This is a genomic window from Oryzisolibacter sp. LB2S, assembly GCF_040732315.1.
GTDB classification, from domain to species: domain Bacteria; phylum Pseudomonadota; class Gammaproteobacteria; order Burkholderiales; family Burkholderiaceae_C; genus Alicycliphilus; species Alicycliphilus soli.
The window spans coordinates 3,377,063-3,398,371 of sequence record NZ_CP160388.1 but is presented as its reverse complement, the minus strand read 5'-3'; the positions used below and the strand labels follow the sequence as shown (position 1 = coordinate 3,398,371).

At 69.9% G+C, this 21,309-nt stretch carries 22 protein-coding genes and 1 pseudogene; 7 read left to right on the top strand and 16 right to left on the bottom strand.

Features of this window, described 5'->3' with window-relative positions; all coding sequences use genetic code 11:
- From ABUE11_RS16050 to ABUE11_RS16040, 3 genes are read right to left on the bottom strand one after another with little or no spacing between them, the layout of a single operon-like run.
- Nucleotides 1-1,044: a PDDEXK nuclease domain-containing protein gene (locus tag ABUE11_RS16050; protein ID WP_367066373.1), complete on the bottom strand. Its 1,044-nt coding sequence runs from the start codon at nt 1,042-1,044 to the stop codon at nt 1-3.
- Nucleotides 1,041-2,951 carry an Hsp70 family protein gene (locus tag ABUE11_RS16045; protein WP_367066371.1) on the bottom strand — a complete coding sequence of 637 codons (1,911 nt, stop codon included), beginning with the start codon at nt 2,949-2,951 and terminating at the stop codon, nt 1,041-1,043. The genes ABUE11_RS16050 and ABUE11_RS16045 overlap by 4 nt, the downstream gene beginning before the upstream one ends.
- A gap of 3 nt (nt 2,952-2,954) precedes the next feature.
- Nucleotides 2,955-3,584 (bottom strand): DUF2760 domain-containing protein, encoded by a 630-nt coding sequence (locus ABUE11_RS16040; protein ID WP_367066370.1) that lies wholly within the window; start codon nt 3,582-3,584, stop codon nt 2,955-2,957.
- Between the two features lie 186 nt (nt 3,585-3,770).
- Here ABUE11_RS16040 and ruvB point away from each other — a divergent pair, with 186 nt between their 5' ends.
- Genes ruvB through ABUE11_RS16020 form a run of 4 tightly spaced genes read left to right on the top strand, consistent with a single transcriptional unit; the run spans nt 3,771 to nt 8,114 of the window.
- Complete coding sequence (ruvB, locus tag ABUE11_RS16035; RefSeq protein WP_367066369.1) at nt 3,771-4,853, top strand: Holliday junction branch migration DNA helicase RuvB; 1,083 nt, start codon at nt 3,771-3,773, stop codon at nt 4,851-4,853.
- Nucleotides 4,850-6,130 carry an efflux RND transporter periplasmic adaptor subunit gene (locus ABUE11_RS16030; protein ID WP_367066368.1) on the top strand — a complete coding sequence of 427 codons (1,281 nt, stop codon included), beginning with the start codon at nt 4,850-4,852 and terminating at the stop codon, nt 6,128-6,130. Before ruvB ends, ABUE11_RS16030 begins: the two co-directional genes overlap by 4 nt.
- Nucleotides 6,131-7,372, top strand: a complete 1,242-nt coding sequence (locus ABUE11_RS16025) for an FtsX-like permease family protein (RefSeq protein WP_367066367.1) — start codon at nt 6,131-6,133, stop codon at nt 7,370-7,372.
- 4 nt (nt 7,373-7,376) lie between these two features.
- Nucleotides 7,377-8,114 (top strand): ABC transporter ATP-binding protein, encoded by a 738-nt coding sequence (locus ABUE11_RS16020; RefSeq protein WP_367066366.1) that lies wholly within the window; start codon nt 7,377-7,379, stop codon nt 8,112-8,114.
- Here the strand turns inward: ABUE11_RS16020 and ABUE11_RS16015 are convergent.
- The 8 genes and pseudogenes from ABUE11_RS16015 to ABUE11_RS15980 form a co-directional block, all read right to left on the bottom strand.
- Nucleotides 8,109-8,738, bottom strand: a pseudogene (locus ABUE11_RS16015) (lysoplasmalogenase); the annotation flags it as partial. The gene ABUE11_RS16020 and the pseudogene ABUE11_RS16015 sit on opposite strands and share 6 nt — an antisense overlap.
- A gap of 386 nt (nt 8,739-9,124) precedes the next feature.
- On the bottom strand, nt 9,125-9,772 hold the full coding sequence (locus tag ABUE11_RS16010) for a histidine phosphatase family protein (RefSeq protein ID WP_367066364.1): 648 nt from the start codon (nt 9,770-9,772) through the stop codon (nt 9,125-9,127).
- Nucleotides 9,773-9,779: 7 nt separating this feature from the next.
- Nucleotides 9,780-10,205: a DUF2501 domain-containing protein gene (locus tag ABUE11_RS16005; RefSeq protein WP_367066362.1), complete on the bottom strand. Its 426-nt coding sequence runs from the start codon at nt 10,203-10,205 to the stop codon at nt 9,780-9,782.
- A gap of 116 nt (nt 10,206-10,321) precedes the next feature.
- The gene (locus tag ABUE11_RS16000; RefSeq protein WP_367066360.1) at nt 10,322-11,005 is read right to left on the bottom strand and encodes a DUF4136 domain-containing protein; all 684 of its coding nucleotides are present in this window, start codon (nt 11,003-11,005) and stop codon (nt 10,322-10,324) included.
- A 56-nt stretch (nt 11,006-11,061) separates the two neighbouring features.
- The gene (gene ttcA, locus ABUE11_RS15995) at nt 11,062-11,994 is read right to left on the bottom strand and encodes a tRNA 2-thiocytidine(32) synthetase TtcA (protein WP_367066358.1); all 933 of its coding nucleotides are present in this window, start codon (nt 11,992-11,994) and stop codon (nt 11,062-11,064) included.
- 7 nt (nt 11,995-12,001) lie between these two features.
- Entirely contained in the window at nt 12,002-12,394 is a 393-nt protein-coding gene (locus ABUE11_RS15990) for a dihydroneopterin aldolase (protein ID WP_367066357.1), read from the bottom strand.
- A gap of 4 nt (nt 12,395-12,398) precedes the next feature.
- Nucleotides 12,399-12,812 carry a dihydroneopterin aldolase gene (locus ABUE11_RS15985; protein ID WP_367066355.1) on the bottom strand — a complete coding sequence of 138 codons (414 nt, stop codon included), beginning with the start codon at nt 12,810-12,812 and terminating at the stop codon, nt 12,399-12,401.
- Nucleotides 12,809-13,603: an SDR family oxidoreductase gene (locus ABUE11_RS15980; RefSeq protein WP_367066353.1), complete on the bottom strand. Its 795-nt coding sequence runs from the start codon at nt 13,601-13,603 to the stop codon at nt 12,809-12,811. Before ABUE11_RS15980 ends, ABUE11_RS15985 begins: the two co-directional genes overlap by 4 nt.
- Before the next feature lie 69 nt (nt 13,604-13,672).
- On the opposite strand from ABUE11_RS15980, the gene ABUE11_RS15975 reads away from it, so the two are divergent.
- From ABUE11_RS15975 to trxC, 3 genes are all read left to right on the top strand, one after another.
- Nucleotides 13,673-14,758, top strand: a complete 1,086-nt coding sequence (locus ABUE11_RS15975) for an SAM-dependent methyltransferase (RefSeq protein ID WP_367066351.1) — start codon at nt 13,673-13,675, stop codon at nt 14,756-14,758.
- Nucleotides 14,759-14,971: 213 nt separating this feature from the next.
- On the top strand, nt 14,972-15,166 hold the full coding sequence (locus ABUE11_RS15970; protein ID WP_317700324.1) for a DUF2905 domain-containing protein: 195 nt from the start codon (nt 14,972-14,974) through the stop codon (nt 15,164-15,166).
- 80 nt (nt 15,167-15,246) lie between these two features.
- Nucleotides 15,247-15,687, top strand: a complete 441-nt coding sequence (trxC, locus tag ABUE11_RS15965) for a thioredoxin TrxC (protein WP_367066350.1) — start codon at nt 15,247-15,249, stop codon at nt 15,685-15,687.
- Here trxC and ABUE11_RS15960 read toward each other — a convergent pair.
- The 5 genes from ABUE11_RS15960 to ABUE11_RS15940 all read right to left on the bottom strand — a co-directional run bounded on the left by ABUE11_RS15960 (nt 15,676) and on the right by ABUE11_RS15940 (nt 21,300).
- Nucleotides 15,676-16,917 (bottom strand): multifunctional CCA addition/repair protein, encoded by a 1,242-nt coding sequence (locus ABUE11_RS15960; RefSeq protein ID WP_367066348.1) that lies wholly within the window; start codon nt 16,915-16,917, stop codon nt 15,676-15,678. The two genes, trxC and ABUE11_RS15960, sit on opposite strands and share 12 nt — an antisense overlap.
- A gap of 36 nt (nt 16,918-16,953) precedes the next feature.
- The gene (locus tag ABUE11_RS15955; RefSeq protein WP_367068844.1) at nt 16,954-17,913 is read right to left on the bottom strand and encodes a tripartite tricarboxylate transporter substrate binding protein; all 960 of its coding nucleotides are present in this window, start codon (nt 17,911-17,913) and stop codon (nt 16,954-16,956) included.
- Between the two features lie 110 nt (nt 17,914-18,023).
- Nucleotides 18,024-19,199, bottom strand: a complete 1,176-nt coding sequence (locus tag ABUE11_RS15950; protein ID WP_367066347.1) for an alpha-hydroxy acid oxidase — start codon at nt 19,197-19,199, stop codon at nt 18,024-18,026.
- A gap of 100 nt (nt 19,200-19,299) precedes the next feature.
- Entirely contained in the window at nt 19,300-20,205 is a 906-nt protein-coding gene (locus tag ABUE11_RS15945) for a LysR substrate-binding domain-containing protein (protein WP_367066346.1), read from the bottom strand.
- Nucleotides 20,206-20,514: 309 nt separating this feature from the next.
- On the bottom strand, nt 20,515-21,300 hold the full coding sequence (locus tag ABUE11_RS15940) for a metallophosphoesterase (RefSeq protein WP_367066344.1): 786 nt from the start codon (nt 21,298-21,300) through the stop codon (nt 20,515-20,517).
- Between the last annotated feature and the right edge of the window lie 9 nt (nt 21,301-21,309).

The window sequence follows — 21,309 nt, the reverse complement described above, 5'->3', positions numbered from 1 at the left end:
TCACGGCCTGTCGCGCTCGGCGAGCTCGGCCTCGATCTGCTCGATGCTGGGCAGGCTGGTCTGCAGCTCTGCGGGCAGGGACTGCAGCAGCTTGTACTCGGCAACGCCCATGGGCTGGGCCTTGTCGCCCAGCGCGTATTCGGCGACGACCTTGTTCTTGCTCTTGCACAGCAGCAGGCCAATGGTGGGGTTGTCGTGCTCGCTCTTGATCTGGCGGTCCACGGCCGTGAGGTAGAAACCCAGCTGCCCCAGGTGCTCGGGCTTGAACTTGCCGCCCTTGAGCTCGATCACCACATAGCAGCGCAGCTTGAGGTGGTAGAACAGCAGGTCGATGAAAAACTCGTCGCCGCCCACGTCCAACAGCACCTGGCGGCCGACAAAGGCAAAGCCGGCGCCGAGTTCCAGCAGGAACTGCGTGATGTGCTGCACCAGGGCGGCCTCGATTTCCCGCTCTCCAGCCTCTTCGCCGATGCGCAGAAAGTCGAACAGATACGGATCCTTGAGCGATTGGCGGGCCAGGTCCGTACCCGATGCCGGCAGGCGCAGGTCGAAATTGGTGACTGCCTTGCCCTCGCGCTCGAGCAACCGGGTTTCGATATGCATTTCCAGCACATTGCGCGACCAGCCATGGGTGATGGCACGCTCGGCGTAGGCCAGGCGCTGCTCGGGGTTCTTGAGCTTGCTGAGCAGCACCAGGTTGTGCCCCCAGGGCAAATGTCCAACAGCCTGTTGGACGATTGCGCTGTCAGGCCAGGCCTGGGCAAAGGCGCGCATGTACAGCAGGTTGGCCCGCGAAAACCCCTTCATGTCCGGAAACGCCGTGCGCAGGTCATGCGCCAGGCGCTCGATCACCTTGGCGCCCCAGCCCTCGCGCTGCTGGCGCTCGAGGATGTCGCTGCCGATCTGCCAGTACAGCAGCACCAGCTCGCGGTTCACGGCCAGCGCCGCGCGCTGCTGGGCGCCATGGATGCGCGCCTTGAGCTCGGCCAGCCAGTCGGCGTAGCCGCCGGGCGCGGGCGTGAGGGAGGCGGGGCGGTCGGTCATGGGGTGGCCGCGGCGCCCGCGCGCGTGTCGAACTCCACCTTCCAGCGCTCGCTGCCGCCCACGGGCACGGCGTAGAGCTCCAGGGTGCCGATATCGGTCACGCGCGCATGCAGCTGCACGGGCACGACCTCGCCGGGCGTGCGGCCCTCGGCGGGCAGCTGGGCTTGTATCTCCTGCAGCTCCACGAGCTCCTCGGGGCCCCAGAACTCAAGCAGGGTACCTACTTGATCGCTGCGGCGCACGCTGGAGCCGAAGAAGCGCAGGCGCACCGGCTCGCCCACGACCAGGCCGAATTCCTGGGCCTCTAGCGTCACCTCCGTGCCTTCTTCCATGCCGAAGGGCGCCAGGCACAGGGCGGAGATCGGCGGCTCCATGCCGGGGATGGCCGGCATGTTGGATTCGATGCCCACGTAGTAGCTCTGCGCCGTGCCGCCGCGTATGCGCACGCCGCGGCCCGCGGCCGCGACATGGCCGAAGTAGGCGGCGCCGCGCGCCACCGCCAGGTCCAGGTGGGCGCCCGTGAGCAGGCGCGCGGGCGGCGCGCCCTCGGCGGCCAGCCAGCCGTTGAGCACCTCGAGGATGCGGCGCTCGATGGGCGCGGCCTTGAGCACGCCGCCGTTGAACAGCACGGCCGTGGGATGCAGAAAGCTCGCGCCCTCGGCCTGCGTGGCCTGCAGGCCCTCGATCTGCGCCGTGGCGCCGGCCTGGCGCGTGAGAAAGGCCGCCAGGTGGCGCGTGACGGCCGCGTCCTGCGCGTAGGGCAGGCCCAGCTGGGTGAGCGCGGCGCGCGCGCGCTGCACCGGCTTGTCGCTCACGGCAACCGGGGGGAAGAAGCCCTCGACCAGCAGCTGCAGCACCTCGGCGCGCGTGACCTCGGTGCGCAGGCTGCCGCCAATCAGTTTGCTGCCGCGGCTGGGCACGACCACGGGCACGGCCTCGAGCGTCTCGTCAGTCAGCAGCTGCTCCTTGGCGGCGCGGCAGCCGTGGGCCAGGGCCCGGGTCTGCCAGGCGTCGAGCTGCTTGCCCTCGGCCGCGAGCTTGCGCGCCACGCCGTAGGCCAGGGCCAGGTCCATGTTGTCGCCGCCGAGCAGGATGTGCTCGCCCACGGCCACGCGCTGCAGCTCCAGGTTGCCGTCCTGCTCGCGCACGGCGATCAGCGACAGATCGGTCGTGCCGCCGCCCACGTCCACGACCAGGATCACGTCGCCATGCGACACCTGCTTGCGCCAGCCGCCGCCGCTTGCCTGTATCCAGCTGTAGAGCGCGGCCTGGGGTTCCTCGAGCAGCGTGAGCCTTTGGAAACCCGCGGCGCGGCAGGCCTCGGCCGTGAGCTCGCGCGCGGCCGGGTCGAACGACGCGGGGATGGTCACGGTGATGTCCTGGGCGTCGAACGGCGCCTCGGGGTGGGCGCCGTCCCAGGCGCTCTTGAGGTGCTGCAGGTAGAGCGTGCTGGCCGCCAGTGGCGAGACGCGCTGCACCTCGGGCGGCGCGTCGGCCGGCAGCAGCGGCGCGCGCCGGTCCACGCCGGGGTGGCACAGCCAGCTCTTGGCGCTCGCGACCAGCCGTATCGGCGTGGCCGCACCGCGCTGGCGCGCGAGCTCGCCGATGAGGCCGGGCGCGTCGCCGCCCCAGGGCAGGGCCCGGTCGGCGGCCGTGAGCTCGCTCTCGTGCGGCAGGTACAAAAAGGAGGGCAGCAGCGGCAGTGCCTGCACGCTCGCCGGGCCGCAGAGCTGGGGAATGTCCAGCACGCCCTGGACCACGTTCTCGCCATCGCTGGCGGCGCGGTCCACCCAGGACAGGGCGCAGTGCGTGGTGCCCAGGTCTATGCCCAGGCTGAATTGGGCATGATTTTGGCTGCTGGCGCTTGCTGCGTATGCGCTGGCAGCTATCGTATTCGTAGTGTTCATGGCTTAGAGCTCCACCTCGGCCTGGGCAATGATGGCGGCGGCGCGTGCGTCGGTCAGCTGCGGCAGGCGCACCTCGGTGGCCTGCCAGCCGCGGTGGGTGAGCTGGCCCGTGAACGGCGCCTGGCCGACCACGTTGCCGCTCAGGCGCACGGCGGCGGCGTCGAAGCCGGCGGCCAGCGTCACGCGGCTGCCCTCGGCCTCGGCGCGCACGGGCGCGAGCGTGAAATGCTCGGCCAGCACCTTGCGGCAGCCCGCGTGCACCACGCGCGCGGCGGCGCCGATCTCGGCGTCGGCATAGGGCGCCACGTCCTCCTGGATGAAGTCCACAAAGCGCGCCTCGCGCTGCAGCAGGCCCAAAAGCTGCAGGGCCGCGGTGTCGTTGGAGACCTCCACATGTTTTTCGACGATTTTCTCGACCAGCTTTTCGACGGGCACCTCGATGCGGGTCTCGATGATCTTCTCCACCGGCACCTCCACGCGCACCTCCTTCGGGGGCGCATCGGCGGCCAGTGGCTCGCCCGCGCGCAGGCGCGTGATGTCGCCGGCCAGGCGGGCATTGCCCAGGATGGCGAAAAAGCTGCCGATGGCGATGGCAATGCGGCTGAAAAAACTCGGGGGGGTGGGGGTGGTCATGGGGTTCTCGCTGGGAGACGGCGCCGGCCCGTGCGGGGCCGCGCAGGTTCTCAAAAGGGATACGGGCGCGCGTGCGCGAAGGCAGCGATGTTACCCAATGGCCGTGTCGCTGCTCTGGCACCAGGGCGGGCCGGGTGGATGGGGGACAATGCGCGCGCCGCTCTCACAGGCTTTCTCTCCGCTGGCATGACCATTCAAACCGACGATTTCTCCGCCTTTCCCCCGCCACCGGCGCGCGAGCGCGTGGTGTCCGCCGCGCCCGCGTCCGCGCAGGAGGAGGCGCTAGAGCGCGCGCTGCGCCCCAAGCTGCTGCAGGAATACGTGGGCCAGGCCAAGGCGCGCGAGCAGCTGGAGATCTTCATCGGCGCGGCCAAGAAGCGCGCCGAGGCGCTGGACCATGTGCTGCTGTTCGGCCCGCCGGGTCTGGGCAAAACCACGCTGTCGCACATCATCGCGCACGAGCTCGGCGTGAACCTGCGCCAGACCAGCGGCCCGGTGCTGGAAAAGCCCAAGGACCTGGCGGCGCTGCTCACCAACCTCGAGAAGAACGACGTGCTGTTCATCGACGAGATCCACCGCCTCAGCCCGGTCGTCGAGGAGATCCTCTACCCCGCGCTCGAGGACTACCAGATCGACATCATGATCGGCGAGGGCCCGGCGGCGCGCTCCATCAAGCTCGACCTGCAGCCCTTCACCCTGGTGGGCGCGACCACGCGCGCGGGCATGCTCACCAACCCGCTGCGCGACCGCTTCGGCATCGTCGCGCGGCTGGAGTTCTACACGCCGGACGAGCTGGCGCTGATCGTCATGCGCTCGGCCGGGCTGCTGGGCGCGCCGATTGACCCCGAGGGCGGCGGAGAAATAGCACGCCGCTCGCGCGGCACGCCGCGCATCGCCAACCGCCTGCTGCGCCGCGTGCGCGACTACGCCGATGTGAAGGGCGACGGGCGCATCACGCAAACCATGGCCCAGCGCGCCCTGGCCCTGCTCGACGTGGACCCCGAGGGCTTCGACATCATGGACAGAAAGCTGCTCGAGGCCGTGATCCACCGCTTCGACGGCGGCCCCGTGGGGCTGGACAACATCGCCGCGAGCATTGGCGAGGAGAGCGGCACCATAGAGGACGTGATCGAGCCCTATCTGATCCAGCAGGGCTTTTTGCAGCGCACGCCGCGCGGGCGCGTGGCCACGCTGGCCGCCTACCGCCACCTGGGCGTGGCCGCGCCCCAGGGGCGTGGCGCGGGCGACCTGTTCGGGGGCGGGGCATGAGGCGCCCCTCCGCGCGCATGGCCTGGGCGCTGGCGCTGGGCCTTGCGTTGCTGGCCGCTGGCCTGTGGCTGGCGTGGCGCCCGGTGCAGGTCGATGCCGTGGCGCCGCGCCAGGCGCCGCTGGTGCGCAGCCTGCAGTTCTCGGCCCGCGTGCAGGCGCAGACTCGCGTGGAGCTGGGCAGCACCGTCACCGCGCGCGTGCAGCGCGTGCTCGTCGACGAGGGCGACGCCGTGCGCGCCGGCCAGCTGCTGGTGCAGCTCGAGGAGGACGAGGCGCGCGCCGCGCTCACCCAGGCCCAGGCCAGCGCGCGCCAGGCCCAGGCCCGCCTGTCCGGCCTGCGCAGCACCGGCCGCCACGCGGTGCAGGCCCAGCTGGAACAAATGCAGGCCGGCGTGCGCGCCGCGCAGGCGCACTACGACCGCGTGCGGCCGCTGGTGGCGCAGGGCTTCTACAGCCCGGCGCAGCTCGACGAGGCGCGCCGCGCGCTCGACGTGGCGCTGGCCCAGCAGGCCGCGGCCCAGGCCCAGTGGCAGGCCCAGGGCGATGGCGGCACCGACCTCGTGCAGGCGCGCGCGCAGTTGGGCGCGGCCGACGCGGCCACCGCGCTGGCCAAGGCGCGCCTGGCGCAGACGGCGCTGGTCGCGCCGGCCGAGGGCCGCGTCATCCTGCGCAGCGTGGAGCCGGGCCAGATCGTGCAGCCGGGCAAGGCGCTGCTGGCGCTGGCGCTCGCCGGGCCGACCGAGGTCGTGGCCCAGGTGGACGAGCGCTTTCTGCAGCAGCTGCGACCGGGCCAGAACGCCGCCGTGGTGGCCGACGCCTTTGCCGACCGGCCCCTGGCCGCGCGCGTGCTCAGCATCGCCCCGGGCGTGGACGCGCAGCGTGGCTCCATCGAGGTCAAGCTGGCGCTGCAGGAGCCGCCGCCCGACTTTCTGCGCGAGGACATGACGCTCTCGGTCGAGGTCGAGACGGGCCGGCGCGCCCAGGCGCTGGCGCTGCCGCTGTCCGTGCTGCGCTCGGCCATCCGCGGCGACAGCGCCGAGCTGCTGGTGCTGCAGGACGGGCGCGCCGTCACGCGCCAGGTGCGCGTGGGCCTGCGCACGCTCGAAGCCTTCGAGGTGCAGGACGGCCTGGCCGAGGGCGACCTGGTGCTGCGCGCGCCTGGCCTGGCGCCGGGCACGCGCGTGCGCGCCCGCACCGTCGCCTGGCAGGGCCGGCGCGCCGCGGGCGACGCGGGCGACGACGCGGGCACGGCCCTGCTGCAGAGCGTGGGGCGCTGAATGCGGCGCGCCGCGCTGGCCTGGTGGCCCGGCTTCGAATGGCGCGTGGCCTGGCGCTTTTTGCGCGAGGGGCGCATGCAGACGCTGCTCATCATCGTCGGCGTGGCCGCCGGCGTGGCCGTGGTGGCCTACATCTCGGCGCTGATCGACGGCATGCAGAGCAACACCCTGAACAAGACCCTGGGCGCGCAGGCGCACATCAGCCTGCGTGCGCCCGAGGACGTGGTGACGCCCGCCATGGCGCATGCGGCGGGCGTGGCCGTGCTCGGCGACATGCAGCCGCGCGCCCAGCGCCTGCGCGACGTGGCCGACTGGCAGGCGCTGGTGCCGGTGCTCGAGGCGCTGCCGGGCGTGGCCGCGGTCTCGCCCATGGTCTCGGGCGCCGGGCTGGCCCAGCGCGCCGAGGCCACGCTGGCCATCGTGCTGCTGGGCGTGGAGCTCGAGCGCTACGAGCGCATCGTCGGCCTGCGCGCCAAGCTGGTCGCGGGCAGCGCCAGCCTGCAGCCGGGCGAGGCCATCGTCGGGCGCGAGCTCGCGCAGGACCTGGGCCTGCGCGTGGGCGACCGCTTCACGCTGCGCACCGGCCAGGTCACCGAGCCGGTGCGCGTGACCGCCCTCGTGGACCTGGGCGTGAAGGACCTGAACCGGCGCACCGTCATCGTGCCGCTGCGCGCCGCGCAGTACCTGCAGGGCCTGCCCGGCGGGGCGACGCACCTGGACCTCAAGGTGCACGACGTCTGGGCCGCCCAGGCGCTGGCCGAGCGCCTGCGCCGCCAGTACCCGCTGCGCGTGGACAGCTGGCAGGAGAGCAACGCGCAGCTGGTCTCGGCGCTCAACGCCCAGGGCGTGAGCACCTCCATCATCCGCGCCGTGGTGCTGCTCGTCGTGGTGCTGGGCATTGCCAGCGTGCTCGTGGTGTCGGTGGTGCAGAAGGGGCGCGAGATCGGCATCCTGCGCGCCATGGGCGCCACGCGCGCTCAGATGCTGCGCGTGTTCCTGCTGCAGGGCGCGGTGGTGGGCGCGCTGGGCTCGCTGCTGGGCCTGCTGCTGGCCATGGCCCTGGTCTGGGTATTCACCACCTTTGTGCATGGGGCCGACGGCCGGCCGCTGTTCGCCGTGTCGCTGCAGCCGGCCATGGCGCTGCGCATGGCGCTGCTGGCCACGCTCTGCGGCGTGCTCGCCGCCGTCATGCCCGCGCGCCGCGCCGCGGCCATGGACCCGGCCCAGGCCATACGTCTGTAATGCCATGACTGCTGTTGTGACACACACACCGCTGATCGCGCTGCACGCGCTGCGCAAGAGCTACCAGGTCGGCACGCCGACCGAGGCCGAGGTGCTGCACGGCATCGACCTGCGGGTTGAGCCCGGCGAATTCCTCGCCCTCATCGGGCCGTCGGGCTCGGGCAAGAGCACGCTGCTCAACATCCTCGGGCTGCTCGAGCGCGCCACCTCGGGCGACTACCTGCTGCAGGGCGCGTCGGTGCAGGGCCTGACCGACGCCGAGCTCACGCTGCGCCGGCGGCGCACGCTGGGCTTTGTGTTCCAGTTCCACCACCTGCTGCCGGCCTTCACGGCGCTGGAGAACGTGACGCTGCCGGCCCTCATGCAGGGCGGCCGCATCGACGCGCGCGACGATGCCCGCGCACGCGAGCTGCTGGCCGCCGTGGGCCTGGCCGGCGCGCTGCACAAGCGCCCGGCGGAGCTCTCTGGCGGCATGCAGCAGCGCGTGGCCATCGCCCGGGCCCTGGCCATGGACCCGCCGCTGGTGCTGGCCGACGAGCCCACGGGCAACCTGGATACGGCCTCCTCGTCCGAGGTGTTTGCGCTCATGCGCCGCATCCATGCCGAGCGCGGCACGGCCTTCATCATCGTCACCCACGACCCGCGCCTGGCCGCGCGCTGCGACCGGCTGGTGGAGTTGGTCGACGGCCGCATCGCCCGCGACGAGGCGGTGGGCGTGGCAGTCGACAAGGCCGGGCTATGAGCGTGCGCGCAGCACGCCGGCCACGATGAGCAGCTGCGCCGCGTAGTAGCTGGCCAGCACCCACAGCTGCGCCAGCGGCAGCGGCTGCACGAAGCGGTTGGTGGCCAGCAGCGCGTCGCTGAGCATGAAGCAGCAGGCGCCCAGCGCCACCAGCAGCGCCGGCCGCCCCGGCAGCGCCGCGCGCCGCGCCCAGGCCTGCGCCGCCATCAGGGCGATGACCAGCACGTAGGCGGCCACCGGCAGGCGCAGCGCGGCGGGCAGGCCGCCCTGCCAGAGAAAGGCGTACATGCCCACACCCAGCGCCAGCGTGACCAGCAGCGCGGCGCGCGCGCCAAACCACGGCACGCCCTGGCCGAACAGCGCGATGTAGCACAGATGCGCCAGCAGAAAGCTCACCAGCCCGGGGACGAACCAGTTGCCCGGCAGCATCAGAAACACGTCGCCGGCCAGCGACCCCAGCAGGGCGCCGAGCAGCCAGGGGTAGGGGGATTGAGGGTGAAAAATGGCTCTGGCGCCCGTGTGACAAGCGCTGACAGCTACATAAACAATAGCCGCCACCATCGTCAGGGGCTTGAACAGCCAGTGCCAGTAGCTCAGCCCCAGCGCGCCGGTCGCCGTGGACAGCATGGCGCAGACCAGCATGGGCCAGAACCAACGGTGATGCGTGGGCCGCGATGGCGAGGGAATGGCGGACAGGCGCGAATCGGGTAGCGAGGCGGTCATGGCTTGCGTGAACAGGTGGCGCGCGATCATGGCAGGACGCGCCGGTCCGCGCCATGCGTGTGCGCCCTTGGTCTCTCTCCAGCAAACAACCGATCAAAGGCCCGCCTCATGTCCGGACATTGATCCGGGACGGCGATCGAGGTTTCACCACCATGCACCATGCTTCCCCCCGTCATCCCCGCGATGTCGGCCCAGCCCACGAGCTTCCCCCTGCGTCATCCCCGCGAAGGCGGGGATCCAGGTTTCACCACCACGTCATGGGCGCGGGCTGTTCACGGCCTCTCTGGCTATGCGTGGCTTTCGTCGCGCCCCTGCAGCGCGTCCAGGTGCTGGGTATCGGCCCAGCCCACGAGGGTCAGGCCGTGGTCGCCGGTCCACAGCAGGCGGTTGATGGCGGCGTTGGTGAGCTGCCAGGTGCGCGGCGCCTGCAGGTCCAGGCGCGTGGCCAGGCGGTAGAGCATGTCCATCACGCCGCCATGGGCCACGAGCACGATCTGCTGGCCGCGGTGGCGCGCGGCAAGTTCGTCGACGGTGCAGGCGATGCGCTCGCGCAGCATGACCAGCGATTCGCCGCCGCCCTCGGGCACGAAATGCGGGTCGCGCTTGCGCCAGCGCAGCGCCTGCTCGGGGGACTGTTCCTCGATCTCGCGGAAGGTGCGGCCCTGGAAGTCGCCGAAGCTGCGCTCGCGCAGGCCGCGCGTGCGGGCCAGCGGCGCGCCCGTGCTGTCGGCCACGGCCTGGGCCGTCGCATAGGCGCGCTGCAGGTCGCTGCTGTAGATGGCGGCCACGCGCTCCTCGGCCAGCGCCTGGCCCAGCTGGCGCGCCTGCCACAGGCCCGTGTCGTTGAGCGGAATGTCCAGGTGGCCCTGGATGCGCGTGTCCACGTTCCAGGCGGTTTCGCCGTGGCGCACGGCGATGATGCGGGTGGCTTGCATGCGGCGTTCAGAGCAGCGACTTGGCGTTGTCGAGCACGTAGTCGCAGGCCTTTTCCTTGAGGTCGCCCTTGATCTTGTCGAGGTTGAAGCTCTTGCCGCCCGAGCCCGTGACCAGGCCCGACAGGCCGCTCTTGTAACCCTCGTCCTTGGGCTCTTCCTTGGGGCCCAGGCCCATCTTGCCCAGGAGCTGGTCCTTGACCTGCGCGGCCTTGTCGGCGTTCAGGTAGTTGTTCTTCATGCAGTAGGTGATCACGCCGGCGGCGTTGCCCGCCGTGGCCGAGCTGGTCAGCCCCAGGGCCGACAGGGGCGATGCGCCGCCGGCGGCGCCGCCGAGCTGGCCGCGCAGCGCGTCGCCCAGGCCGGCGGCCTGCGCGCTCAGGCCCAGGCCGCCCAGGGCGGCCAGCAGCAGGGTGGTGGGGATGAGGTGCTTCATGGTGACTCCTTGTGGCGATGGGTGCTGCGCGCCGATGCGGGCGCGAAAAATCACCTTATCACGCCCCGGCGCGCGCGTTGGCGCGGGAGGGCGCGGGAATGGTTCAGCTTTGCAAACTACTTTGTCGCTGCCGGCGCGGGCTCGGCCGCTGTCTTGGGCGCCGCCTTGGCGGCGGGCTGCATGTCGGTGCGCAGCGTGCGCTCGCCCTGGGGCGGCTGCGGAAAGCCGCTGAGCGCCTGGTCGAACAGCACGCCGTAGATGTCGGGGTCGCGCGTCCACACGTCCTCGTAGAGGGCCGAGGTCTCGTACACCACCTGTCCGCCGGCCGCGTCGCGCAGCACCAGACTGACCCGGCGGTGGTAGAGCGTGGGCGGGGCGTCCATCATCCAGTTCATGCCCCAGCCCCAGCCCCAGGGGCCGCCGTAGCCCAGGCCCCAGCCCCAGCGGCCATAGTAGGGGGAGGCGGGGCCGTAGTAGGAGCCGTAATAGGGCCAGTAGCGCGGCGTGGCGTAGCCGCCCTCCACGCCCAGCTGTGCGATCAGGCGCGGGTGGGCATCGTCGCGGCGCAGGCCCACGCGCGCGAGTGCGGCCTCGGCCAGCTGCTCAATGGGGGCAAAGGCCGCGGCATGCTGCTGCTGCGAGGGCAGGCGCTCGAAGCGGTAGGTCGGCGGGCTGGGCAGCGTGGTCAGGGTGGAATAGCTGTTGACGCTGCTTTCCACCCGGCGCGGCCCGGCGCAGCCGGCCAGCACGAGAGCGGCCGCGCACAGGGCCAGGGTGCAGATATGGCGCAGGGTTGCCATGGTGCAATCTCCTTCGGGCGGACATGCCCGTTCGGCCGCTATGGTACGGCGCGGGCTCAGCCGAGCTGCACCACCTGCATGCCCGGCAGCGTGGGCGTCATGGGAAATTCCTCATGGTCGAAGGCCGTGTCGCCTTCGGGGTCGGCAATGCCGGTGGCGCGGGCGTTCTTGAAGTCGTGCAGCTTGGGGTCCATCAGATGCGTGGTCACCACATGGCCCATGGCGCGCAGCATGCTCTCGATGCGGCCGGGGAATTTCTTGTCCCACTCGCGCATCATCTCGCCCACCACCACGCGCTGCAGGCCCTCCTGGCTGCCGCAGAGGTTGCAGGGAATGATGGGAAACTGCTGGTACTGGGCCCAGCGCGCCGTGTCCTTCTCGGGTACGTAGCACAGCGGGCGGATCACCACATGCCTGCCGTCGTCGCTGACCAGCTTGGGCGGCATGCCCTTCATGCGCCCGCCGTAGAACAGGTTGAGCAGCAGCGTGGCCACGATGTCGTCGCGGTGATGGCCGAGCGCGAGCTTGGTGCACTTGAGCTCATCGGCCACCTTGTAGAGGATGGCGCGGCGCAGGCGCGAGCACATGCTGCAGGTGGTCTTGCCCTCGGGCACGACGCGCTTGACGACGCTGTAGGTGTCCTGGTTCTCGATGTGGTACTCGACGCCAATGCTCTTGAAGTAGTCGGGCAGCACATGCTCGGGAAAGCCGGGCTGCTTCTGGTCCAGGTTCACGGCCACGATGTCGAACTTGACCGGGGCGCGCTTTTGCAGCTTGCGCAGGATGTCCAGCAGCGTGTAGCTGTCCTTGCCGCCGGACATGCAGACCATGACGCGGTCGCCCTCCTCGATCATGTTGAAGTCGGTAATGGCGCGGCCGACCTCGCGGCACAGGCGTTTTTCGAGCTTGATCTGCTCGCGCTCGATCTTGCGCGTGTCGGTGGCGGGTTCTTCGGCGATCCAGTCGGATGCGTTCAGGTGTGCATTCATGGGTTTGTTACCACTGTCCGGTTTCGACGCGAATGGCGACTTCGCAGTCATCAAAAATTTCCAGTTTGGCGATCTTCACGCGCACGCCGAGCACGCCGGGCAGCTGCAGCAGGCGCTGGGCGAGCTTGCCGATCAGGCTCTCGAGCAGGTTCACATGCTCGGCCGTGCATTCGTCGATGATGATCTGGCGCACCTTGCGGTAGTCCAGCACATGGCGAATGTCGTCGTCGCGCGGCGCCAGGGGCTGGGGGCCCAGGTTGAGCTCGGCGTCCACCTGGATGGGCTGGGGCGCGGCCTTCTCATGGTCCAGGATGCCCAGGTTGGCGTCAAAGCGCAGGCCGGTGAGCGTGAGCGCCTGCCGGCCCTCGCCGGGGCGCGAATGATAAGAAAAATCGGTCACGGCTTCACCAGGGCTTGATGCATACCCGCTCCACGCCTATGGATGCGCTGTCGGGGTAGATGTCGGGCTTGCGCGTGGCCACGCGCACGGCGTGCACCGCGTCGCTCTGCAGCAGGGCCGCGGCGATGGCGTCGCACAGCGACTCCTGCAGCTCGTGGTGCTGGCTGCCGACCTCGCGCGCGATCACGTCGCGCACGAAGTCGTAGTCCAGCGTCTCGGAGATATGGTCGCGCGCGGCAGGGGCCTGGGAGAGCTTGACGCACAGGTCCACGTCGAACCACATGCGCTGCGCGCCCTGGCGCTCGTGCGCGTGCACGCCGATGCGCACGGCCACCTCGTGGCGGCGCAGGCTCAAGGCCCGGCAATGCGTGGCCAGGCGCGCGTCCAGGGCGCCAAAGGCAAGCAGGATGGAATTCATGGGCGCGGATTGTCCGCGATGGCAAACATCACGTCGCGTTCCAGGGGCACCAGGTGCTGGCCGTTGTCGGCCTGCAGCGTGCAGCCGTTGAGGCTGGGGTTGCTGGCGATGAACAGCGCGCAGCGCGCCACGTCGGCCGGCGCAATCGGCCGGCGCAGCAGGTTGACCTGGGCGGCCTGGTCAAAGTTGTCCTGCGTCTGCGGGCCGCTCAGGTAGATCAGCCCGGGCGAGAGCCCGCACACGCGCACCTGGGGCGCGAGCGCCTGCGCCTGCAAGGCCACGCTGCGCTCGAGCGCGAGCTTGCTCACGGTGTAGGAGAAATAGTCGGGGTTGAGGTTGTGCACCTTCTGGTCGAGCACATGCACCACGCTGTAGGCGCCCGTGGCGGGCCGGCCCTGGGCGCACAGCCAGGCGTGCAGCGCGTTGGCCAGCAGCAGCGGCGTGGCGGTGTTGGTCAGGAAATGCCGCAGCAGCGCCGGGGCGCTGGCCGTGCGCGCGTCGTCGGCCTCGAAGATGGAGGCGTTGTTGACGATGCAGCGCGGCGCCTGGCCGGCCAGGTCCACGCATTGCGCGAGCAGCTGCGTGCCCGCCTCGGGCTGGGCCAGATCGGCCTGTACCAGCAGGCATTCGGCCCCCAGGGCGCGCACGTCGGCCTGCGTCTGCAGCGCGCCGGCCTGCGACGCGCGGTAGTGGCACAGCACGTTCCAGCCCGCGGTGGCAAAGGCCAGGGCGAACTCGCGCCCCAGGCGGTGCGCCGCGCCGGTGACCAGCACCCAGTCAGTGGTGTTCATGTGGCAAATCCTTGCGCCATAGGCCGGGAAATACAATGCCCGCCACTTCGGCGCGCAAAGCCACGAATTATGACGACCCCCACCGACGCGCTTACCTCCCACATCCACGACCAGATCGCCGCCGCCGGCGGCTGGCTGGGCTTTGACCGCTTCATGCAGCTGGCGCTGTACCAGCCGGGCCTGGGCTATTACGCGGGCGGGCGCACCAAGCTCGGCCGCATGCCCGAGGACGGCAGCGACTTCGTCACCGCGCCCGAGCTCTCGCCCGTGTTCGGCCAGGTGCTCGCGGCCCAGGTGCGCGAGGCGCTGGACGCCACCCGCACGCATGAGGTCTGGGAGTTCGGCGCCGGCAGCGGCGCGCTGGCCGAGCAGCTGCTGGGTGCCCTGGGCGAGCGCGTGCGCCGCTACACCATCGTGGACCTGTCGGGCGACCTGCGCGCGCGCCAGCGCGAGCGCCTGGCCGCCTTTGGCGAGCGCGTGGCCTGGGCCGAGCGCCTGCCGCAATCCATGGCGGGCGTGGTCGTGGGCAACGAGGTGCTCGACGCCATGCCCGTGCAGCTGCTGCACCGCGTGCAGGGCGTCTGGCACGAGCGCGGCGTGACCCTGGGCGCGGACGGCGCCCTGGCCTGGAGCGACCGGCCCACCGAGTTGCGCCCGCCCGTGGACATCGCCGGCGATCACGACTACCTGACCGAGATCCACGCCCAGGGCGAGGCCTTCATGCGCACGCTGGCCGCGCATCTGACGCGCGGCGCGGCCTTTCTCATCGACTACGGCTTCGGCGAGGACGAGTACTACCACCCCCAGCGCCACATGGGCACGGTGATGTGCCACCGCGCCCACCGCGCCGACGACGACCCGCTGCAGGACGTGGGCGCCAAGGACATCACGGCCCATGTGAACTTCACGGCCATGGCCCTCGCGGCGCAGGACGCGGGCCTGAACGTGCTCGGCTACACCAGCCAGGCGCGCTTTCTGCTCAACTGCGGCTTGCTACAACAAATGGAGCTACTAGCGCTTGCCCAGAGGGCGCCAGCGGCCAAATTGATGCTTGAGCATGAAATGGGCGAGCTGTTCAAGGTGCTGGCCGTGGGGCCAGGCGAGCCGTGGCAGCCCATGGGCTTTGCCCAGGGCGACCGCACGCACCGCCTGTGACAACCCATGGATAGAGCCGTGACATCCATTGATACGAGCGACCTCGGCCTGACCCGTCATCCCCGCGAGCGCGGGGATCCAGGTGCCACCCGGGCCGTGGCTTCGTCGCTGCCGTGGATCCCCGCGTTCGCGGGGATGACGGCCATGTGCGGCGCGACTGCCACGTGCGGCGCGACGGCCGCGTGTGGCGCAATGGCCGCCTGAGCTTTACCCATGCTGCGCTGGCTCATCGTCGTCTTTCTGGCCCTGGTGCTGATCAACGGGCTCACACCCTGGCTCAAGCGCCTGGGCCTGGGGCGGCTGCCGGGGGATTTTCAGTTCCGGCTGTTCGGGCGCGACTGGTTCATTCCGCTGGCCAGCACGCTGCTGCTGAGCTTTCTGCTGAGTCTGGCGGTGAAGTGGCTGTGAGGCTGTGAGTTGAAATCGCCCTCGGTGGCCGCAGGTACACAGGCAACATCACCTCCATCACTCGCCGATCACCCGCCGCCATGACCAGCACCGAAGCCCCACACATCGTCTGCCCCCACTGCCACACCACCAACCGCGTGCAGGCCGCGCAGCTCGCCAGCGCCCCCGACTGCGGCAGCTGCCACCGTCCGCTGTTCACGGGCGAGCCGCTGGCGCTGGATGCGGCCAGCTTCGACAAGCACCTGGGGCGCAACCACATCCCGGTGCTGGTGGACTTCTGGGCGCCCTGGTGCGGGCCCTGCCGCCAGATGGCGCCGGCCTTTGCCCAGGCGGCGCGCCAGCTCGAGCCGCATATTCGCCTGGCCAAACTCGACACCGAGGCCCATCCCGCCATCGCCGCGCGCTACGCCATTCGCAGCATTCCGACCATGATCCTGTTCCAGGGCGGGCGGGAGAAGGCGCGCATCTCGGGCGCCCTCGGCGCGGGCGACATCGTGCGCTGGGTGCAGTCAGTGGCCTGACAGCGATTCGGCCACGGCCTGCACGCGCGCGGCGTGGATCAGCTCGCCCACCTTGGGGCCGGCCAGGCCCCGCGCCGCAGCCTGCGCCGCGATGGGGGCCGTGGCCACCCGCTGCGCCGCGTCCAGCGCCGCGAGCAGCCGCGCGCGCTGTGGGTAGGGCGCGTCCTCAAAGCCCAGGCGTCCGCGCGCGTCGCACTCGCAGGCCAGCAGCACGTCGCCAAAGCGCTCGGGCTTGCGAATGGCGTCGCAGCGCTCCAATAGCCGCAGCAGCGCGGCTGCGCCCAACTCGCCGCTTCTGTGGATGTTGCCGTGCTCGCGCGCGACCACGTCGGCCAGCTCGCGGCAGTCCACGGGCACGCGCAGGCGCTCGCACAGGGGCTTGAGCAGCCTGCTGCTCCTCTGCTCGTGGCCGATGTGGCGCGGCAGCACGTCTTGTGGCGTCGTGCCTTTGCCCAGGTCGTGCACCAGGCAGGCAAAGCGCACGGGCAACGGGGCGGACAGGCGTGCGGCCATCTGCAGCACCATCATCACGTGCACGCCGGTGTCCACCTCGGGGTGGTATTCGGCGCGCTGGGGCACGCCCCACAGGCGGTCGAGCTCGGGCAGCAGCACGGCCAGCGCGCCGCACTCGCGCAGCACCTCGAACATGCGCGCGGGGGCGGGCTCCATCAGGCCGCGCGAGAGCTCCTGCCACACGCGCTCGGCCACGAGGTGATCGGCCTCGCCGGCCTGCACCATCTCGCGCATCAGCGCCATGGTCTCGGGCGCCACCGTGAAGTCGGCAAAGCGCGCCGCAAAGCGCGCCACGCGCAGTATGCGCACCGGGTCCTCGCGAAAGGCCTCGGTCACATGGCGCAGCACGCGCCGCTGGAGGTCTTTCGCCCCACCATAGGGGTCAAAAACGGCCCCAACGCCCGTCCATTCTGCGTCAGCAGCTATGGCATTGATAGTGAGATCGCGGCGCGACAAATCCTCTTCGAGGGTCACGTCGGGCGATGCCTGCACGACGAAGCCGCGGTAGCCGCGCCCGCTCTTGCGCTCGGTGCGCGCCAGGGCGTATTCCTCGTGCGTCTCGGGGTGCAAAAAGACCGGAAAGTCGCGCCCCACGGGCACGAAGCCGCGCGCCACCATGTCCTCGGGCGTGGCGCCGACGACGACCCAGTCGTGGTCATTGACGGGGCGGCCCAAGAGCCGGTCGCGCACGGCGCCGCCCACCATGTAGATCTGCATGGCAGAGAGTGTAGGTGGGCTGCCGGTCGTTCAACCTCAGTCGATCTTCACCTGGGCGGCGCGTGCCGTCTCACCCCAGCGTTTGAGCTCGGACTGCACGAAGGACTGGAAGCTGGCTGGCGAATTGGGGGCGGGCGGCATCAGGAAGCCGTTGGCTTCGTATTTGCCTTTCAGATCCGCGTTGCCCGAGAGCTGGCGGTTGATGGCGCGGTTGAGGGTGTCGACAACCTGTGCGGGCGTGCCCGCGGGCGCGAAGACTGCGAACCATGCGGCGACATCGAAATCGGCAATGCCCGACTCCTGCATGGTGGGGATGTCCGATGCGAAGCTCACGCGCTGCGCCGTGGTGACGGCCAGGCCCTTGAGCTTGCCCGAGCGGATCTGGGGCAGCAGCGGCGGCAGGTTGTCCATCATCGAATCGACCTGCCCGCCCAGGAGATCGGCCACCGCCGGGCCGCTGCCGCGGTAGGGCACATGCAGGATGTTCGTGCCGGTGCGCAGCTTGAACAGTTCGCAGCCCAGATGTGCCGACGAACCGTTGCCGGGGGATGCGCAGGTGAGCTTGCCCGGGTTCTTCTTGGCATAGGCGACATAGTCCGCGACGCTGGAGACCGGCAGCTGCGGGTTCACGGCCAGGATGTTGGGCACGATGTTGAGTTGGGCCACGGGTACCAGGTCGCGTCCGGCGTCAAAGCTCAGCTTGGCATAGACGCTTTGGTTGATGGTGGTGGAGATCGAGCCGACGAACAGGGTATAGCCGTCCGCTGGGGCGCGAACGACAGCTTCCGCTCCAATGTTGCTGTTGGCACCGGGGCGGTTTTCCACGATGAAGGGTTGCCCCAGATCCTTGCCGAGCGCGTCGGCAATCAAGCGTGCGCTCAGATCCGTCGCGCCACCGGGTGCATAGCCGACGACCAGGCGCACGGGCTTGGCCGGATAGTCTTGGGCGAATGTCGTGAGCGCGGTCGCCGAGCAGGCGATGGCGATGGCCGTCATGCGTATGGCTTGCGACAGAGTGTGTGCCTTCACGGTTGTCTCCTTGTAGGTATGGATAACTGGGTTTGCGGAAAAAGGTGATGGAAAGCAACCGCGGCTGTCGTCCGTCGTCAGACGGCCGCAGGGTGTCCGATGCGGCGCAGCAGGCCGCTGTCCACCTCTCGCAGCGAGGCGCAGCCCAATAGCGCCATGTCGGTCAGGATTTCGTCGCGGAAGATGTGGACGGCACGGCGTATGCCTTCGGCACCCCCTACCGCGGCGCCGAACAGCTGGGGCCGGCCCGTGAAGACCATTCGGGCGCCCAGGGCCAGTGCCTTGAGCACGTCCGTGCCGCGGCGAAATCCGCCATCGATCAGCACCGGATAATCGGCCGGCACGGCAGCACAGACCTCGGGCAGGGCCTGCAGGGGGGAGATGCAGCCGTCGAGCTGCCTGCCGCCATGGGTGGAGACGATGATGGCATCGGCGCCATGTTCCACGGCCAATCCGGCGTCATCGGGGTGCATCACGCCCTTGAGCACCAGCTTTCCGTCCCATAGCGCGCGGATCTGACGGATGCAGTCCCAGTCCAGGCGGTCGCGCCCGCCTCTGAAGCCATTTTGTGGCTCCTCCGTGATCGCGGGGCCCATTTCATGCGACAGATTGGAAAAGCGCGGAATACCCTCGCCGAGCACGGTGCGCAGGAAGACCTGCAAGGTCCACCGCGGGTGCATGAGCCCGTCGAGCAAGAGCTTGAGGCTGAACCGAAACGGCACGGTGAAGCGCAGCCGCTGCAGGTTTTCGCGATTGGCTGCGACGCAGGTGTCGATGGTGATGACCAGCACCGGTATCTGCGCCTGCCGCAAGCGCAGCAGCAGGGGGCGTATGCGGTTCATGTCGCCAGGGATATAGGCCTGGTACCAGCAGCGGTTGGCGTTTTCCTGCTGCAGCCGCTCCAGCGGCACGGTGGATGCTCCACTGATGATGAATGGCAGCTGCTCCTCGCTTGCGATGCGCGCCAGGGCGGCATCGCAATCGCGTGCGACGATGGCCGAGAAGCCGGTCGGCGCAAACCCCAGGGGCAGCGAGTAGGTCTGGCCCCACAACGTGGCTGCGGGACTGCGCTGCGCCACGTTGCGCAGGCCGCGTGGCACAAAGCCCAGCCGCTGGAAATGCCGCCGGCTTTCATCCAGCGATTGACCGTCCTCCGTGCCGCCGCAGACATAGCCGCGCACGCAGGCCGGCAGGCGACGCAGCGCTGCGCGCTCCAGATCGGCAATCGACAGATAGTTGTGCAGCGACCCCATGCTTTGCGACTCCTGCGGTCCCGCGACCGCCAGAGGCCATTCTTCGGGCATAGGCTATGGGGCGGCAAACGAAATAATTTGATCGTGGGATTACTTCCGCTCATGTAATGGGCGTGCCCGTTCGGGCTTGCCCGCGCACCCATTCGGTGAACGCCAGGATCTTGGGCTCGGCCGCGCAGTGGCTGGCATGCGCCACGTAGTAGGCGCCGTCGCTGGGCTGCACATACGGCCAAGCCTGTACCAGCAGACCCGAGCGCAACGCGGCCTGAACGAACATCTGCGGCATGACTGCGATGCCAATGCCTTCCATGGCGGCGGTGAGGCACATCGAGAAGGTGTCGAACCGGGGGCCCTGGTAGCACCGTATCGATTCGAAGCCCTGGTGAGCGAACCAGTCGCGCCATATCTCCGGCCGCGATGAGCACTGAATCAAGGTTTGCGCCTCCAATGTGTCCAGTGAATCCATCGTGCGCTGCCTTGCGTACTGGGGGCTGCAGACGGCCATCACGGGTGCATCGAACAGGCGATGGCAGTCTGCGCCGGGCAATGAGCCGCTGCCGTAGAAGAGCGAGATGTCGATGCGCGACTGCATCAGGTCAAAGGGGCGGGCATCGGAGCGCGTCACCACCTGAATGTCGGGGTGGCGTTGCATGAAGCCGCGCAGCCGGGGGATCAGCCAGCAGGACCCGAATGTGGGCTGCACCGCGATGCACAAGGTCTGGGATGCCTGGCCATAGCCCATGACGTAGCGCGAGGAAACGTCGATCTGGTTGAGGATGACGCGGACCTCGGACAGGTACATCTGTCCCGCTGGCGTGAGCGCGAGGCCACGGGGTGAACGGTGAAACAGCCGATGGCACAGCATGGCCTCCAACTGCGCGATCTGCTTGCTGATGGCGCCCTGGGTCAGACACAGATCCTGTGCCGCCAGCGTGAAGCTCATGTGGCGTGCCGCAGCCTCGAAGCATTGCAACGCTGCGATGGAGGGGGTGATGCGCTTTTGCATGTGCGTTTCCGCCGGTGAAGGGAATCGGGCTCTGTCGGGACAATCGTGACACAGCAGCCCACCCTCATGCGCACAGGGAGTGCACCGCAGTGACGTAGCGCGTTGTCGATGTGGCCGCATGCAGGACGCGCCTGCGCCTTGCACCGCGATCGCCAGGGGCCTGCGACGGCCCGGGCCCGCAGCATGATGCCGCTCAGCGGACGTTCTGCCGCGTACCGTGGCCTGTGCGGTGCGGCTCACTGCAGGGTGCGGCAAGCCTGAGCAGCCGGTCGGACTCCTGGCCGGCCGTGCTGCGCGCGTGCACGGTGCTCAGGCCACATCGACCACCAGTCGTGCATCGAACGCTGCGTTCTCGGCCACGCCATCCTTGGCATAGCCGCGCGGGTTGCACAGCACGCGTGTGTCGCCTACGCGGTAGTCGAAGCTGTCATGCGTGTGGCCGTGTATCCAGAGCCGCGCGCCGCTCGCCTTTACCAGCGCCTGCGCGTCAGAGACGAAGATGCCGTTGAGCGGCGAGCCCGCAAAGCGCGGGTGGATGCTCTGCGCCGTGGGCGCGTGGTGCGTGACGACCACCGTGGGCCCGGCAAAGGGCTGCGCCAGCGCCTCGCCGAGCCAGCGCACATTGGCGTCGAACAGCGCGGCCGAATCCTCGGGCGTGAACAGCGGGGCGTCGGGCGCATCGCCGACGCGCACGCGCGTGAAGTCGTAGGCGAAGCGCTGGGCCTGCGCCATGGCGTCAAGGCGCGCCTGGCCGTCGCCCACGATGCGAAAGTCGCTCCACAGCGTGCTGCCGATGAAGCGCACGCCCTGCAGCACCAGGCTGCGGTTGTCCAGCAGCTGCACCTGGCTGTCGGCGCTGCCCGCGCTGCCCGCGCACAGGGCCTGCAGCGTGCGCCGGGTCTGCGCCAGGCTGCTGCCGTAGAACTCGTGGTTGCCGGGCACGTAGAGCACGGGCTTGCCGAAGCCCCTGGCCCAGGCGATGGCCGGCTCGGGGCGGGCGATGTCGCCGGCCAGGATGACGATGTCGGCATCGGTCTGCGGGTGCTCCATGCCCCGCACGCCCAGGTGCAGGTCGGACAGGATGTGCAGCCTCATGGCGATGGC